Annotated in this window: 16 protein-coding genes and 1 pseudogene; 10 read left to right on the forward strand and 7 right to left on the reverse strand. The window is 68.1% G+C overall.

Translation table 11 applies throughout. The features are described from left to right. Positions 1–40: 40 nt before the first annotated feature. Together ACZ5VD_RS04850 and ACZ5VD_RS04855 are read right to left on the reverse strand one after the other, a co-directional pair. Entirely contained in the window at positions 41–355 is a 315-nt protein-coding gene (locus ACZ5VD_RS04850) for a hypothetical protein (protein ID WP_468680728.1), read from the reverse strand. Further along, on the reverse strand, positions 352–987 hold the full coding sequence (locus ACZ5VD_RS04855; protein WP_468680730.1) for a zinc finger domain-containing protein: 636 nt from the start codon (positions 985–987) through the stop codon (positions 352–354). Before ACZ5VD_RS04855 ends, ACZ5VD_RS04850 begins: the two co-directional genes overlap by 4 nt. A gap of 363 nt (positions 988–1,350) precedes the next feature. On the opposite strand from ACZ5VD_RS04855, the gene ACZ5VD_RS04860 reads away from it, so the two are divergent. The 8 genes and pseudogenes from ACZ5VD_RS04860 (at position 1,351) to ACZ5VD_RS04895 (ending at position 9,736) form a co-directional block, all read left to right on the forward strand. Continuing rightward, entirely contained in the window at positions 1,351–3,000 is a 1,650-nt protein-coding gene (locus tag ACZ5VD_RS04860; RefSeq protein ID WP_468680732.1) for a hypothetical protein, read from the forward strand. A 25-nt stretch (positions 3,001–3,025) separates the two neighbouring features. Further along, on the forward strand, positions 3,026–3,421 hold the full coding sequence (locus ACZ5VD_RS04865; protein ID WP_468680734.1) for a hypothetical protein: 396 nt from the start codon (positions 3,026–3,028) through the stop codon (positions 3,419–3,421). A 141-nt stretch (positions 3,422–3,562) separates the two neighbouring features. Then, positions 3,563–3,754: a hypothetical protein gene (locus ACZ5VD_RS04870; RefSeq protein ID WP_468680736.1), complete on the forward strand. Its 192-nt coding sequence runs from the start codon at positions 3,563–3,565 to the stop codon at positions 3,752–3,754. 51 nt (positions 3,755–3,805) lie between these two features. After that, positions 3,806–4,126 carry a transposase gene (locus tag ACZ5VD_RS04875; RefSeq protein WP_468680738.1) on the forward strand — a complete coding sequence of 107 codons (321 nt, stop codon included), beginning with the start codon at positions 3,806–3,808 and terminating at the stop codon, positions 4,124–4,126. A gap of 344 nt (positions 4,127–4,470) precedes the next feature. Next, positions 4,471–4,818, forward strand: a complete 348-nt coding sequence (locus ACZ5VD_RS04880; protein ID WP_468680740.1) for a hypothetical protein — start codon at positions 4,471–4,473, stop codon at positions 4,816–4,818. Then, positions 4,787–5,203 (forward strand): annotated as a pseudogene (locus ACZ5VD_RS04885) (transposase). Before ACZ5VD_RS04880 ends, ACZ5VD_RS04885 begins: the two are co-directional and overlap by 32 nt. A 330-nt stretch (positions 5,204–5,533) precedes the next feature. Then, positions 5,534–7,444 carry a DNA/RNA helicase domain-containing protein gene (locus ACZ5VD_RS04890; protein WP_468680742.1) on the forward strand — a complete coding sequence of 637 codons (1,911 nt, stop codon included), beginning with the start codon at positions 5,534–5,536 and terminating at the stop codon, positions 7,442–7,444. Positions 7,445–7,621: 177 nt separating this feature from the next. Beyond that, on the forward strand, positions 7,622–9,736 hold the full coding sequence (locus ACZ5VD_RS04895; protein WP_468680972.1) for a DUF2075 domain-containing protein: 2,115 nt from the start codon (positions 7,622–7,624) through the stop codon (positions 9,734–9,736). Positions 9,737–9,789: 53 nt separating this feature from the next. Here the strand turns inward: ACZ5VD_RS04895 and ACZ5VD_RS04900 are convergent, their stop codons facing one another. From ACZ5VD_RS04900 to ACZ5VD_RS04910, 3 genes are all read right to left on the reverse strand, one after another. Further along, positions 9,790–9,918, reverse strand: coding sequence for a DUF6408 family protein (locus ACZ5VD_RS04900; RefSeq protein ID WP_093774758.1), 129 nt, complete (start codon positions 9,916–9,918; stop codon positions 9,790–9,792). Positions 9,919–10,195: 277 nt separating this feature from the next. Continuing rightward, entirely contained in the window at positions 10,196–10,495 is a 300-nt protein-coding gene (locus tag ACZ5VD_RS04905; RefSeq protein ID WP_468680744.1) for a DUF397 domain-containing protein, read from the reverse strand. Beyond that, positions 10,492–11,373 (reverse strand): helix-turn-helix domain-containing protein, encoded by an 882-nt coding sequence (locus ACZ5VD_RS04910; RefSeq protein WP_468680746.1) that lies wholly within the window; start codon positions 11,371–11,373, stop codon positions 10,492–10,494. The genes ACZ5VD_RS04905 and ACZ5VD_RS04910 overlap by 4 nt, the downstream gene beginning before the upstream one ends. Positions 11,374–11,814: 441 nt before the next feature. Between ACZ5VD_RS04910 and ACZ5VD_RS04915 the strand changes: the two genes are divergently transcribed. Both ACZ5VD_RS04915 and ACZ5VD_RS04920 read left to right on the forward strand, forming a co-directional pair. After that, positions 11,815–12,930, forward strand: a complete 1,116-nt coding sequence (locus ACZ5VD_RS04915) for a hypothetical protein (protein ID WP_468680748.1) — start codon at positions 11,815–11,817, stop codon at positions 12,928–12,930. Between the two features lie 55 nt (positions 12,931–12,985). Further along, positions 12,986–13,690: a 2'-5' RNA ligase family protein gene (locus ACZ5VD_RS04920; RefSeq protein WP_468680750.1), complete on the forward strand. Its 705-nt coding sequence runs from the start codon at positions 12,986–12,988 to the stop codon at positions 13,688–13,690. Here the strand turns inward: ACZ5VD_RS04920 and ACZ5VD_RS04925 are convergent. Together ACZ5VD_RS04925 and ACZ5VD_RS04930 are read right to left on the reverse strand one after the other, a co-directional pair. Next, positions 13,571–14,326: an ATP-binding protein gene (locus ACZ5VD_RS04925; protein WP_468680752.1), complete on the reverse strand. Its 756-nt coding sequence runs from the start codon at positions 14,324–14,326 to the stop codon at positions 13,571–13,573. The genes ACZ5VD_RS04920 and ACZ5VD_RS04925 overlap by 120 nt on opposite strands. Positions 14,327–14,782: 456 nt before the next feature. Beyond that, positions 14,783–15,679: a replication-relaxation family protein gene (locus tag ACZ5VD_RS04930; protein ID WP_468680754.1), complete on the reverse strand. Its 897-nt coding sequence runs from the start codon at positions 15,677–15,679 to the stop codon at positions 14,783–14,785. Between the last annotated feature and the right edge of the window lie 463 nt (positions 15,680–16,142).

Below are 16,142 nucleotides of genomic sequence, written 5' to 3' on the forward strand. Positions count from 1 at the left end.
CCATCAGGCGGGCGAGGCGGTGTTGCTCGTCCTCGGTGTGCTAGTCGAGGACGCGCTCGCAGAACGCGGCAATCTCCTCGGCGAGTTGGGACTCGACGCGGTCGCGCTGCTCGGCAGCAGCTCGGCGCAGGGCGGGCCCGTCGAGGGTGTCGACGTTGCGCCACCGGCCCCTGCGGTGGTGTTCGGCGACGACGTGCGCGCCCTGGTCGGCCCACTCGGCAGCGCGACGGCGGACGCGAGGGCCGTCGGAGTTCTGGCAGATCGCCGGGGGCCCGTTGTGCGGCCATGTGGCGGTTGACCGGAACGTGTCGGTGTTGCGGGTGGTCTCCCGGGCGTGGTGTCGGCGGCGGGTCATGCGGCCTCGACCTCCCGTACGGCACGGATACGGGCGGGGTGCGGCTTGGCCGCGGTGCATGGCTGGCCGGGTTCGGCGTTGCACTCCGGGCACGTGGCGCAGGCGGTCGCGTAGGCATCACGCCGGGCACCGTGAACGCCGGTGCGCAGTTCGACGCCGCGCGAGGACTTGCACAGGCGGCGGACGGCGGCGCGGCACTGCTCGTGCGGGCAAGCGACGGCGAGCCGACGAGCGAGGCTTGGCGGCCAGGCAACGTCTTGCGGATGGTGACTCGGGTCTCCTCGTTCACGTACGGGCGCGGCTCGTCGTCGACACTGCGCCCGACGCCGGCGGCGAGGGCGAGCACTTCCCGCGGCGGGGCGGCGTCGAGGGCCTGCCCGATCGTGCGTGTGGGCAGGGCGCCGCCGGCTGCGGCGGTGAGCTGGGCGCGGCGGCGCTCGGTGAACTCGACCGAGGACTCGTCGGGGTGGCCGTCGTAGACCGGGTGGGCGGTCTCGATCCGCTGCGTGCGCCGGCCGGCGCGGATCTTGCACGTGGGCGGGGGCGATCCATGCCTCGGTGCGGCGTTGTGGTCGGCGACGGCGTCTCGGGTGTCGTCGTCGAGCGGGATGTCGCGCAGGGCATACGCCCATGCGGGGGCGTCGGATTCACCGATGGCGCGGCGGTCGAACGCGGCGCACAGGGTGAGCAGTTCTGCGGCGTCGGCCGGGGTCATGGGGTGGCCTCCTGTGCTCCTGCCACGCAACAGCCAGCACAGGCACGGCCGCGCTCCCGGTGAGGCCCGATGCCCGGGTTCCGGCGGAACGCCGTCTGTGTCGTCGGTAAATCCACGGCAGGGAGGTGCCTTTCGGTCATTGTTCGATCCGAATACCCCAGTGCGCCACTTGTGTGGGTTTGCGATATGGCAGCGCTTGCCATGTGCGAGGACGATGCCCCTCTGCGTCCGCCGTATTCAGGTGTAGCGGTGGGGCATCGGAGACACGGGGGTGGGGGACTTGTCCTACGCGGAGCATCAGTCTGTCTTTTCAGCACCAGCGGTGCCGTTAGAGACTGCGGCCGATGCGCGGGAAGCGGTCAAACATGAGGTCTATACCGAAGGGATCACCCGCCGGTTGAGCGCTGCGGCCTTCGCCCGTACGGACTGGCTGGCCGTGTTACGCGCCGAACTGGCCCGGCTGTGGAAGGAGTTGAAGGCAGCCTTCAGGAAGCGGTTTCGGTGGCTCTTTCCTCCCAAGGAAGCGGAGAAGGCCCTTGGCTCCTCTGGGCCGGTACCGCCGTCGGTCGTGGTGGGTGAGGACTATGCGGTCTGGGTTCGGCGGAGGATCAAGAAGTCGAAGCGGCCGGTGCCGGTGTACGGCTTCCACCAGGAGCCCGTGGTGGAGGCCTCCGACTGCGCAATACGCCATATGCGTAAACGGCGAGCGACTGTCGCTGGAGTGGTCGCGGTTGCCGTCTGGCAGGCCATCGTCGGCACTCTGACGGTGGGGTGGGCTGCCCTCACCTTGGTCGTCGGGGTGTGGGGTGTGTACCTGGTCGAGCGCTACCTGGCACAGAAGCGCCTCAACGCCCTGTTGGCCGGTGATCTGCACGCGGCTCCGACAGCCCTTCAGGCTTACGCTCTGCCGTATCTCCGGGAGCGCCGCGACAGTGGCGACCGGGACCGCTTCCTCGGAGCGGGTCTTCAGGTATGGCCACCTGCGGTCATCGGCATCGACGTCGAGCCTGCGCCGGAGAACCAGGATGTCGGAGACGACGACCCCGGGGCGCCTCTGGGACTCGATTCGCCGGCACAACGCCACAGCCAGCCCGACATGGCCGAGGTGGCAAAAGCCGTTCTGGACGCTCTGGCTCAGCACAACAAACCAGTGGCCCGCAAGCCACTGAAGCACTTCACCGTGGCCCAACTGCACACGCATGTTGCGCGCCGACTGGACGACCCGGCGCCCGCTCATCACCGCGATCACCCCATCCCGCGCACACAGGTCAGCGGCATCGCCGGCATCCACTACACACGCTGGGACCAGATAGGTGACGACGCCTGGTGCACTGTGCACGCTCTCGCCGAAGACAACATCGGCGACAAGCCCGCCGAGGAGATCGCCCGACGCTACATCTGGGCCAGGGTCACCGCCTGGAACGGCGATCTCATCGCCGCCGTCCTGATTCACCTCGCCTACCAGGGCGGCTTTCTGCGCGTCACCGTCCGGCCGCACATCATGGGCCCGCTCAACCCGAGGGTCGCCGATCTTAAGCCCGCCGCCCCACACAGCCTGAGATGGCTCGCCCGCACCGCATTCAACGCTCTCGGTGACATCTACATCGGAGCCGACCGATTCATACGCCGCACTGCCCGCAAACGCCCCGAACTCGACCCAGGCAGCGGACCGGTCAGCCTCCGCGAGGTCTACAGCGTGCGCTGGATCGAGGACATGCACACCAATGACGACGCCCGATACTACGTGCAGATGATGCAGCGTCGCGTCTTCGACTCCACCGAGAACTTCCTGCGCGACCACAACGTCGACATCGCCGCCTACCAGCAACAGGCCACTGCGATCTACAACTTTGGCGTCATGAACGGCGGCACCATGGCTGGCCCCGTCCAGGCCACGCCGTTCTCCAACAACCCCTCCATGACCAACTGACCCGTACCCCCACCAGGAGCCCCGCGTGACTATCCGCCGCCAGCCCGATCCGGTTCCCAACGGACCCAACTTCGGCATCATCAACACCGGCAACATGACCGGACCCGCCCAAGCCGCGGCGTTCTCCCAGCACGTCAGCCAGACCAACAAAATCACTAACGAAGCCGTAGACAAGGCCCGCGAGAGCATCGACGATCTTCGACGGCGCTTGGAGGAACTACGCGACCAGTACCCCGAGGTGGATGCTGCCCTGCGCGACCTCGCCATGATCACCCCGCGTCTGGACGAACCCGATCGGGACCCCGGCACCCTGCGCTACATGCTCCAGAACCTCGTCGAGCGCTGCGGCGGATTCCCCAACCTCCTGGCCGCAGCCCAACTCGTCCAGTCCACCGTCATTGCACTACTGCCTGGATCTTGACCACCCCTGGCTGCGGATAACGAGGGAGCCGGGGCTCCAGCAGGTCCAATGCTTCCTCCCAGCGGAGGCGGTCGGCCCCACGACCGGCCTTCGGCCGGTGAGGTTCGTAGCTGCACGCCCCGTACCCGAACGTGTCCATCGATGACGAAACCGCCAGCCGAAGCTGTGGACCACCTACTCCTTCTCGGCCACCGCCGCACCAGTAAGATCGCTGCGGTCGACCCCGACCAGCTGGACGATGTGCCGCCGTCGGGCTGCTCCAACGGGTACTACGTCGTCCTGCACGACGCGGGCATCCCCGTGTTCGAATGCCTCGTCGTCACCATCGACTAGAGCGGCGCCCAGGGCGCCGACGGCATCGCCAAACTCTTCAACCAGCCCCAATTGCCCACCAGCGCCCTGGACCTGGAGCTGGACGATCCCGGCTTCCACCACAGTGTGCTGGGCGACTTCCGTGACCTGCTCGCCCAGGGCGACCATGCCGACCAACTCCTTGACCTGGCCCTGGCACGACTTGCGGCGGCCGGGCTGGTCAGGCAGCGAGGCCGACAGTGCACCGACTTCACCCACGTCCTGGCCGCGGCCCGTGATCTGACGCGCCTGGAACTGGTTCTCGAAGCGGTCCGAGCCGCCCTGGAGGAACTCGCCCGTGACGCTCCCGAGTTACTCGATCCCCTGGTCACCGCCGAATGGGCCGAACGCTAAGGGCGCCCGGTGCGCCTGTGCTCCCAGCCCAGCCACCCGATCGCGCGGCTGACCCAAGCCGGCGCCGATGCCCACGCGCTGCTCGCCTTGGCCCGCACCCGGGCTCCCAACCGGGCCACCGGTCCCGCACGAGAGGTGCTGCGGCAGATCCTGGTACAGGAGTTCATCGTCGATGAGCGCGGCCGCGCGCCGGCAAGGACGGCTTCCCGCCGGGCGGCCGACAGATCCGCTCGCCCTATGACCTGGACACCCGCTTTGCGCTGCGCGGGAACACACGGTGGGGCGGCTACCTGCTGCATGTGACGGAAACCTGCGACTCCGACCGCCCGAATGTGATCACTGACGTGGCCACCACCGTGCCGACCCGGGACACCACGGCCGTGCCTAGCATCCACACCCGCCTGAACAAGCGATGTCTTCTCCCTGCCCAGCACCTCTTGGACGGCGGTTACCTCTCAGTGGCCCTGCTCGACCAGGCCGACCGTACCTACGGCGTCACCCTCATCGGACCGGTCAAGGCCAGCGGACAGTGGCAACACAAAGAGCAAACCGGCTTCGCCCGCGACGACTTCACCATCGACTTCGCGAACCGGCAGGTCACCTGCCCACGCGGCCAGGCCACCATGAGCTGGGCGGAGGCTCCGGCTCAGGCCCCCCTACATCGCCGCCCGCTTCCGCCCCCGCCACTGTGACCCCTGCCCGGCCCGGTCGTCATGCGCCCGCGGCCGTGCTGCCCGCACGGTCTACTTCCTTCCCCAACAACTGCATGAACTCCAGGCACGTAGCCGCGCCGACCAGTAGGACCCCTCCTGGCGCCGGCTCTACGCCGTGCGCTCCGGAGTCGAAGGCACCATCGCTGAGTTGGCCCTCGGCCACCGGGCGCGCCATCGCCGGTACCACGGCCTGCCCAAGACTCACGTCCGGCACGTCCTGACCGCGATCGCCGTGAACAACGAACGCCTTACCGAACAAGATCCCCAGAACGACACCCACCGCCCTTGCCCACCGACAGCGTTTCAGCAATACCTTGTGTCGCACGGCTTCCCCCGCCCCTTGTGGTGGCGCCAAGGAAAGTGATCCCCCACCCAAGATCCCCGACAGAGTCCCTCCACCAGAGGCTTCGTCGTTGCGCAGGACCGTCCAACTCGCAATCAGCACTGCCACCTTGGAAGGGTTCTGTGTCGGCGTGAGAAGACGTATGTCAGGCACTCCAGTATCCGAACACCAGGAAACTGGGTACGGCGTCCGCTGTCGCTGCTGGCTACCACCCATAGGACTGGGAGTAGCGCCAGGTATCCTCAGACACATCGCCAACGCGGCCCGACGGGCTTCCGTTCCACTCCGGTGGAGTCTCGAAGGACATGCCCCCACCCGCACGAGTCTCTTCGTGCTGCCTGGGGGAAGTTCTTGCTGTTCCGCGCGTCCGCGAAAACGGTCGCCGTCATGGCACTCGACGGTTCACTGTTCTTGCACCTCACCGAACAGTTCATCCACATGCACGGCTATGGGCCCGGAACCTCGGAGTTGCGTTCCTGGGAGCGCAGCATCCCCATCCTGGCCGCCGCGCTCAACGACGCCGGCCTGGGCGACGTCGAGGTCATGCTGGAGTACGCGCTCCCGCTGAACAGCAAGCGTGCCGACGTCGTCCTCGCCGGAGTGCACCCGGTCACGCAGGAGCCGTCCTACGTCGTGGTGGAGCTGAAGCAGTGGAGCCAGGCGGATCCGCACGAGGACGACCCCACTTTGTGCCTGGTCGACGCCTACGCGCATCCCGTGCTCAACCCGATCGAGCAGGTGGGGCGATACTGCGACTACCTGGTCAACTTCAACGGCGCGGTGGCCGAGCACGGCGAGCGGGTTCACGGAGTGGCCTTCCTTCACAACGCCACCGAGTTCGGAGTGGCGGGGCTGCGGGAGATCGAGCGCGATGGGCAGGGACTGCTCTTCACGGGGGAGCGTCGCGGTGCGTTCCTGGACCACCTCCGGTCGAAGCTGAGCGACAAGCATCCCGGGGCCCGTGCGGCGGACGAACTGCTCGCGGGTGCCACCGTGCCGTCGAAGCAGTTGATGTCCGTGGCGGCTCAGGAAGTGCGGGAGCGACAGCAGTTCGTCCTCCTCGATGAGCAACAGGTCGCCTACCGCATGGTGCTCAACGCGGTGGAGAGGGCGAAGCGCGCCGACCACAAGGAAGTCGTCATCGTCACCGGCGGCCCCGGTACCGGGAAGAGCGTGATCGCGCTCCAACTGCTCGGCGAGCTCTACCGGAGGGGCGTGGCCGCTGTCCACGCGACCGGCTCGCAGTCGTTCACCAAAACGATGCGCAAGGTGGCCGGCTCCCGGAAACGGGAAGTCCAGGATCTCTTCAGGTACTTCAACAGCTTCATGACCACGGAGAAGAACAGCCTGGGTGCCCTGATCTGTGACGAGGCGCACCGTATCCGGGAGACCTCCGCCAACCGCTACACCCGCGCGGACCTGCGGACCGGCAGGGCACAGATCGACGAACTCATCGACGTCGCCCACGTACCGGTCTTCTTCCTCGACGAGCACCAAGTGGTGCGTCCCGGTGAGATGGGCACCGTGGACGAAATCCGTGAGGCTGCTTCCAAGCGGGGCATCGACTGCCATGTAGTCCCCTTGGAAAGCCAGTTCCGCTGCGGAGGCAGCGACGCCTACCTGCGCTGGGTGGTCCGGCTCCTTGGCCTGGAGCTCGGCGGACCGGTCGTGTGGGAGCCCGACGACCGCATGCAGTTGCTGGTCGCGGACAGCCCTGAAGAACTGGAGGCGTTCCTCGACGCCCGCCGCGCCGAGGAATACGGTGCACGGATGTCCGCGGGCTACTGCTGGCGGTGGTCCCCCGAGCCCAAGCCCGGCGATCCACTGCCTCCCGACGTCGTCATCGGGGGCTGGGCCCGGCCTTGGAACCTGCGCGGGGACCGGTCGGTCTCCGGCGCGCCTCCGTCCGCACTGTGGGCCACCGACCCTGCGGGATTCGGGCAGATCGGCTGCGTCTACACCGCCCAGGGGTTCGAGTACGACTGGTCCGGCGTCATCATCGGCCCGGACCTGGTCTGGCGGGGTGACCGCTGGATCACCGACCGCACCGCCTCCAAGGACCCGGTGTTCAAGAAGGCCACACCGGACACCGATGTGGACCGTCTCATTCGGAACACGTACAAGGTGCTGCTGACGCGGGGGATGGTCGGCACGATCGTGTACTCGACCGATCCGGAGACCCGGGAGAAGCTGCGGGAACTGGTGTCTGGCCGACCTGAGCCACGGCCTGCCGCGATCGAGGAGCCCCTTCTGCGGCGGTGAGCCCGTGATATCCGGCCATGATGTCCGTGCTTCCAGCCGACCGACGTGTCCCATGCGTCGGGACGGGACGTCACTTCCTAAGATCCCAGACGTCATTGCGGCCCGACGGGCTTCCCCACGTGGACATGCCCCCACCCGCACGAGTCACTCGTGCCCTGGGGGATCCGCCTCGTGTCCATGCTCCTGCTGAAACTGGCAGCGCGGGATCTGCTGAACCTGAACTCAAGACGCCGTATGGTGCCCCACCTCGCCGCGAGGTGGAAGCACTTCCTCAGCACCGACGCTTCGTTCACCGAACGTTCCGCCTGGGCAGAGAGCCTGGTGCATCTTGCCGAAGACCTGGTCGCCGCCGACCGGGGGAACGTCGAGATGGTCGTCGAGTGCGCGGCCACACTCGACGAGGCCGAACGCGCTGGGGACCCGCGGCTCATAGACGTCGTCCTCGTAGGCCATCATCCTGAGGAGAACGGGCTGTCCGTCCAACTCGTCGAGCTGAAGCGGTGGTCGACGGTGACCCGGGTGGAGCGAGCCACCGCGGAACTCGTGCATGTCCCCGGCATGGGGGAGAAGAAGCATCCCGCGCTGCAACTGCGCGAATACTTCGAGGCGTTCACGGGTGACAGAGGTCCGCTGCACGGACTGGACTACGAGTGCGGCGGCTTCGCCTATCTGCACAACGCCACCGACGCCGCAGTACTCCCACTGGTCGGCGTGGACGCGCCGACCGGTTCCTACGCCCGTGTCTACACCAGCGACCGCCGCACCCAACTGCTGTCGGACCTGCGGAGCAGCTTCGCCGTGGACGGTGCCGACTCGGCGGCCGAGATCCTTTTGCGGAGCATGGGCCTGCGCAACACCCCGTTGCTCGACGCCATGATCCGCTCCAGCGGTGAGGACACGGTCTTCACCCTGCGCGGTCGTCAGAAGAAAGTCGCGGACCAGATCCTCGACACTGCCGCCAAGGTGCTTCCCGATTCCCGGCAACCCGCGCTCCTCCCCGACGAGCGACGTGTGGTGTTCCTCGTCACGGGCGGTGCCGGCACGGGCAAGAGCGCCATCGGCCTCCAGCTCAAGGCTGAACTGGAGGCCGATGGACGCACGGTCAAGTACGCGAGCGGCAGCAGGGCCTTCAACGGCGCCCTGCAGGAGCATGTCGGCTTCGGCGACCGGGAGTTCAAGGAGACCTTCACCTACTTCAGCAACTTCGTCACCCCACCCGACCCGCCGCTGGACGTGCTGATCTGCGACGAGGCCCATCGCCTGCGCGACCGCTCCACCAACCGCTTCTGGAAACCAGAGGACTGGGGCACCAAGCCCCAGGTGGACGAGCTCCTCGACGCCTCCCGGTTGACGGTGTTCTTCCTCGACGAGGGGCAGTCCGTGCGCCCGCAGGAGGTCGGCACCGCCGCTCTCGTGGAGGACGCGGCACAGCGCTACGACGCCCACCTGGTCCGTAGCTGCCTGCGGGAACAGTTCCGGTGTGGCGGCAGCGACGCCTACATTCGCTGGGTGCGCGGTGCGCTGGGGGTGTCCGACGCGGAGCCGGAGCTGTGGACCCCGGACGGACTGATGCATGTCGAGGTCGTGGACAGCCCGGAGGAACTCGAGCGGATCATTCATTCCGAGGCTGAGGCGGGAGCGTCAGCGCGCATGGTCGCCGGATACTGCTGGCCCTGGACGAAACCCCTGGGCAAGGAGAAGCGGCTCGAACCCGACGTCCGGATCGGTGACTGGCACCGGCCGTGGAACGCGGACAGCGAGTCCTTCTGCGTGAACAAGACCGTCCCGCCTTCCAAGATCTGGTCCGTGCACGAGAACGGCCTCGGTCAGATCGGCTGTGTGTACACCGCGCAGGGCCTGGAGTGGGACTGGTGCGGCGTGATCATGGGTGAGGACATGGTGCGCCGGGGCGACCGTTGGGTGTTCCGCCGGGGCAAGGAGAGGGCGGACAAGGAGTCGGGCGTCAAGCGGGTAGCCGTGCCCGGGTCGTTCGATCCCAAGGTGAAGCCGAAGAGTGTGGACGACGACGAGTTCGCCCGCCTCGTCCGGCACGCGTACCACGTGCTGATGACCCGGGCGAGCCGGGCGACCGTGCTCTACTCCACGGACGAGGAGACCCGGGAGTACCTGAAGGGGCTCGTCGGCGGCGTCGAGATCCACGGTCTGCGACCCACCTGGGAGAACCTGCCGGAGCAGGCGCGACAGCCACACCTGCCCCGTCCTGACCGAGGGCGGCGCCGCCGCAGGAAGCGCCAGAAGAACACCCCGCCCGGAGAGCTGCGTCTCTTCTGACGCGGGGACCAGCACGTGGAGTGGCGGGCTCTCCCGGGCCCGCCACCTGCCGGTCAGAAGACCAGGCGTGCTGCCGCGGTCAGGGCCGCCATCAACAGGTTGATGACGACCCCCACCGCGACGTCGACCAGAATCTGACGAATCCGGTCACGACGTGCAAGCTTGTACTCAACGGGGTTCATCGGTTTCCACTCCTGAGCGTGAGCTGGGAATGGCAGGGATCGCCCTACCGGGCATCCGCAGTCACACCGCGTACAGCACGCGGTGGAGACCACTCGTCACTCATCGCCGAGGACCGGCACCTGGAACACCGCCGACGTACCCTCCGGGAAGGTGCGCAGCGGGTAACCACGTTAGTGCACAAGCCAGTTGACGCGGATCGATTTTGGACGCCGCGGTGTCTGCGCCTAGGCCCCGGACTGGAGGGCGTCGATCACCCGGGCCGCATCACCGAAGCCTCTACGCAAGCAGGGGATTGACAGGTCCTCGGTCGCGCCCACTGCACATCCGCTGTGCACTGGGCGCGCAGATGCCCCCGGAGGCGATCCCGCTGACCAGCGCGCGCATCGCCGCCTTCGAGAAGAGCAACAGCCCACGGCCGATGTCCTTGGAGTCGCGTACTGCGGCGTATTCGTCCAGTTCCGCAACTTCCACGCAGTCGTTCGCACCCCCGCTGTATGAGCTCTTCCGCCACCGCGCGTGGGTGAGATGGACGTCGTACCGAGTTGTCGTGACATCGTGTGGGGCGGGCGTGCTCACTCTTCGAGTTCCTTGCTGATGCTCGCGATGCGGGTGCGGGTCTCCGACGGGTCAAGGGCGGCGCTCCTCAACTGGTCGAAGATGTCTGTGTAGTTGTCCACGTCCTCCGGGGACTTGAGATACACGGAGTTCTTGGGATTCTCCAGCCACACCAGGTCTGGTGTGGGGTGCGGGGAGGTCAGGATGACGAACGGACCGTACAGGCCGGGGTGCGCTCCGAGCGAGAACGGCAGTAGTTGCACGGTGACGTTCGGGTGCTCGCTCGCCTCTGCCAGCTTCCGCATCTGGTCGCGCATCACTTCGGCGGAGCCGACGGTCCTGCGCAGTACGGCTTCGTCGAGGATCGCCCAGAGCCTGGCGGGATTCTCACCGCCCAAGCGGCTGTTCTGCCGCTCCATGCGGACCCTGACCAGGGACTCGACCTGCGGTGGGGAGAGGTCCTTTCTCATCTGGGAGATCACGGCACGCGCGTAGTCCTCGGTCTGGAGCAGCCCTGGCACCAGCATCGGCTGGTAGCTGGCGAGGTGCGTCGCGCCGGCCTCCAGCGCGAGGTATCCGTCGTAGCGGGTCGGGGCGAGGACCGTGGAGTACTTCCGCCACCAGGGCTTCTGCTGCTCCTTGTCTGCCCGTACGAGGTCGAGCACGTCGGCGCGCCGGTTGTCGTCGACGACGCCGTACAGGTTCAGCAGAGCCCGGACGAGAACCGGTGTCGTACCGCGTTCGCCATTTTCGATTCGGCTCAATGACCCTTGGTTGATCTCCAGTTGATCGGCGACCTCGGTGAGGGTGAGCCCAGTCGCGTCGCGCAGCTCCTTCAGTCGAGCCGCGAGCTGTCGCCGGTACACGGACTGCGGGACCAGGCTTCTCTTCAAGGCCATGCCGGAAGTCTCCCCGCATCGAGGACGCCTCTACAACCCATCCGGGTCAACTTTGCAAGACATATTGCCTAGTTGACGGTTGCGTCGGCATGCTGTCAGGAGTCACGGCGCTCGTACGGGCGGGCGCCGTAGCCGACCGATGAGCGACGCGTCGCCACGACCCCACTACCGGCACGCGCCTCCGCATCGGTCCCGCACGCCGCACCAGGAGGGTGGGCCATGCCACGGACAACGCTGCTCCGGCAGCTTCTCCAGCTACGGCACCTGACTACACACGAGGCTTTCGCCGCCCAGTACGAGCGGTCTGCCGTCCGGCTGGCGGAGCTCGACCGCGACCCTCGCTTGGCGTCCCTCCAGGTTTCTCCGCGCCAGTTCGACCGCTGGTACGGCGGGGAGTTACTGACTCTGCCTCGCCCTGATGCCTGCCGGGTGCTGGAACACATGCTGGGCAGACCCGTGTCCGAGCTGTTCTCCCCGGCGATCGCCGGGGACGCAGAGCCTGGTCTCTCCGGGGAGCGCACGCGTCGGCCGGCGTCAAGTCTCCCTCCGTCACGCGAGGACGACGAGAACCCACTGGACATCGTCACCCGGACCCGGCAGCTCACGGCCAGCAACGCCGACGACGCGACGCTCGCCTTCCTCGACTCCTCCTTGGAGGGCATCACCAGTAGGTACGAACAGGAGGGGCCGTATACCCTCCGTCCCCAAGCCCGCCAGGTGCGGCAACTCGCCCACATCCTCCTCGACGGCCGCCAGCCCCCACACACGCGCCGGGAGCTCTTCCGCCTCGCCGCCCGAGCCTCCGGCTTGCTTGGCTACATGGCAGTCAACACGGGCGACTTCGCACTCTCGGAGGCGTACTGCACCGAAGCCCGGGATCTCAGCTGCGAGATCGGCGACCTGGACACAGAACTCTGGGCGTGCGGGACCCTCTCCTTCGGCCTCTACTACGCCGGCCGGTACGACGAGGCGGACACCTGCGCCGCCGAGGCCGTCGAGCGCGCCCCGCGCCATGCCCAGTGCATTCGCCTGCTGGCCAACGGACGGGCCCGGGCCCTCGCCAAGACCGGTGACCGCGGTGCCGTCGAGCAGGCCATCGGACAGGCACTCCGCCTCTCCGATCTCCACGAGGTACCCGTCGGGCTGACCTCCTGCATCTCCTTCGAACCGTACGGACGCGCCCGAACGCTGGCCAACGCCGTCACGTCACACGTGGCGCTACGCCACACAGCCCAGGCACTGCGCGACGCCGAGCACATCGACGATCTGGTGGAACACTCGACGTCCTCCTGGAGCCGTTCGCTCGTACGCCTCGACGTCGCCACCGCGTTGCTCCAGCAGCGCACGCCCGACATCGACCACGCGATGGCGCTGGGCCGCCAGGCCCTGCGGTTGTGCGCAGACACGCCGATCAGCTCCGTCTACCAACGCTCCCGCGACCTGCACGAACTGGCCGGGCCATGGCGTGATCACCCGGCGGTAGGCGACTATGGCGACGAGTTCCGAACCTGGAGCTCGCAGCCAGCCGCCCTGACCATGGCGTCATCCGCGTCGTAGACGCCGTCGGTGTCGTCGTACTCCGGGGCAGTGTGAAGCCGAAGGAGTCCGACGGGTGCCCCTGCTCAGCGCCGATCCCGCCGCGTTCCCCGCCGAGCCCCCCGCCGACACGCACGACCCGGCGGTAACCGCGGCCCACGACTGGGCGGCGTTCAGCGCACTCGACGAGATGACCGACCACTGGGCACGCCCTGGTTGGGCGGACGGCAGCCGGGCGTACTACTGGATGCTGACCTTCCCGGACGACCAGCCGCTCGCTGCCCTCGCCCGGCACTGCCAGGAGAAGCTGGCGCCCCTCGGCTTTGACCCGGTACCGACGGACGGACTGCACATCACCCTCGCCCGCGTCGGCAGCCCGGACGCTGTCGCCCCCGACCAGCTGGACAGCCTGGCGCGGGACGCCGAGGCGCTCGTACCCTCCGCGTTCTCTGTACGCGCCATGCCGTTGGCCGGCTCCCGCGGTGCCGTCCGCCTGTCCCTCGGCCCGTGGGAACCCTTGATCCGGCTGCACCACGCGCTGGACAAGGCTGGAAACAGTGCCGGCCTCGTGTCGACGAAGCCGACTTCGGCCTTCCGCCCGCACCTGAGCCTCGCCTACAACAACCGTCAGCGCCCCGCCGCCCCCGTCGTGGATACGGTTTCAGGACTCCGCGTCCTTCCGGCCGTTGAACTCTCCGTGACTGCCGTCCAGTTGGTGGAGCTCCGCCGCGAAGGGCGGACGTACCGTTGGGACGTGCGGAAGAGCGTCTTCCTCGGATAGCCCGCAGGCATCCAGAAGGAGGAGCACCACCACTTCCTTGCCGATCGCGGTAGGCCTGACCGACCACCCGGCCGCCAACTCCTGGACGAGCAGCAGTCCGAGACCACTGTCCGTCAGCTCATCCAGCGCCTCGTCCGCCGGCCGGGCCCGGACCCTGGAGACATCCCGCCCCGCGTCGTGGACCCGCAGCACCGCCACGTTCCGGTAGACCTCCATGCACATGCAGTCCGGTCCGCCGACTGTGTGTCTGACCGCGTTGCCTACCAGCTCCGAGGCGACCAGGACGGCGTCGTCGACCCGCTCCAGTGAGGCACGTCCCTCAAGGACCTCGCGTACGAGCCTGCGTGCGAGGCCCGACGGCTCGGCGCAGTCGGCCAGTTTCACCCAATGACGCCGTACTGGTGTGCGCCTGCAGAGGCGCTCTTCGTCCACCGCGTCCATCGCCACTTCTCGTTTCCCGTAGGCACTGGATCGATCAGCCTCGCCACCCGCGAGCCGCGGCGGCACGCCGCGTCTCCGCCTCTTCGCGAGCTGCCTGACGGCGGACGAACGACGTGCTGACGGCGTACCGCCGCCGACTGCCCCCGGCGAGGCTCTGGTGGCCCCTGCACCGAACCAGGGGGTTGGCAGGTGCATCCTCGGTCGCGCCCACTGCGCATCCGCTGCGTGCTGGGCGCGCAGACGCCCCTATGCGCAATCCGCTGATGGCCGGGTGCGCAGCAACGTCCTCCGGGCGGCTACGCAGGCTCCGCTTGCTCCGCGGCAGCGACTGCGCAGCGTCCACGGGCACTGCGCAGTCGGTGCGCAGTGCCCGTGCGTATCGCTGTGACCTGCCGTGGTTGGGCTCTGCGCAGGCGTGGTCGGCTCCAAGGTCGGGCCTTGCGCAGCCGGGTCGGCTCCATGGTCGGGCTCTGCGCAGGTGTGGTCGGTTCCGTGGTCGGGCCTTTCGTAGGCGTGGTCGGCTCCATGGTCGGGCCTTGCGCAGGCGTGGTGGGGCTCGTGGTCGGGTCTTGCGCAGTCGCCGTGCGCGGTCGGTGCGCGGTGCGCAGGGTGGCTGTCGGCGGCGGTTGAATCACCCGTCGCCGACAGTGCCTACAGGGGCAGTATCTGGTTCCATGCGACCGCGGTGGCGGGGTCTTGGACGGGGTGCCAGACCGGCGAGGAAGGGCCATGGCTGCGCAGGTCTGTCAGTGACGCCACGTAGACGGGAACGTAGCGGAGGAAGCCGTCCGCCTCCAGGTCCCGGGCAGCTGCACGCAGGGCGCGGATACGCGTCTCGACGCCGGCCGGACCGGTGCCGTCCAGGACGAACAAGACGCGAGGAAAGAGCGGATAGCGCCGCCGCCATGCCTCCTCCACCGGGTCCTGCGTTGCTGCGGACCGGCCGCGGGCGACGGGTGTGGGGGTGTAGCGGCGGAGGCGAGCGTAGGCGCCGATCTTCCTGGCCAGGCGTTCCGGGCCCATGGTGGCCCGGTCGACCTCGATGAACGCTCGCAGCATCGACCCGCCGTCCACGGCACCTCGCCGGTAGTACATGAGGGCGTCGGGTATGACGGCCTCGCCGCCTCCGAGGGAGTGATGAACCTCGGGGACCCAGTCCAGAGGCCGGCACAGGTCGCCGTGTCGACGCGCGTCTTCGACGAAGGCAAGCGCGGTCTCGGTCACCGTCAACGTGTGCTCCAGCCGTAGCCGGGCAGCTGTCGGATCGGACACCGTCCTCGGTGGTCGTCGCCCGCGCAGTTCCGGCCACTCCGAGGCGATGTGCGCGCCGTACGACGTCGGGAACCATCCGCGCAGCCGTCCGGCCCGGGGCAGGGTGATGCGGTCGACCAGTCCCTCATCGCGCAGCTTGGCCATCCGTCGCCGCGTCTGCTCGACGCGCACCCCCGGCGCGATCAGCCGGTGCAACTGCTCGGTGGTGGCCATCCGGTACTGCGTCAGCACCGCCAGTGCCAGGCGGTCCCCACCGCCTGTATCCACGTCCCTCATCGTCGGTCAGCCTCTCGTGCACAGGTGACGCCGTCCTGCCCGGCGCCACGCGTACGGCCACAGCAGCAGCTGACCCCGACCACACCTGTGACCACAAAGATCCGACCACGGTCACGATGCGACAACACCACTGACGACCAGGCTGACTTCCCCGCCGACATCCCCCGCGACAGCCGTCAGCGCCCTGCGCGCCATGGGCGGCATATCCGCAGGTCACCACGGCGGTCACGGCGTGGTCGCCAGCCCTACATCCCCCTCTGCACACCCCGCGCCCGCCCCAAATCAGAAGAAAAGCAGGTGATAGGGGACGGCGGGCGAACGGGTGCGTGCCGCCGGGGGATCGGGGCGCCGTTTCCCATGGTGCGCGCCGGCGGTCGCCGACGCGCTCGCGCGCCGAGCCCGGCGCACGCCAACAGCAGCACCACCACACCGGCGTGCGGCACGTCCGCCGTCGGCCGGTGAC

The sequence above is a fragment of the Streptomyces sp. NPDC032822 genome, from assembly GCF_055578825.1.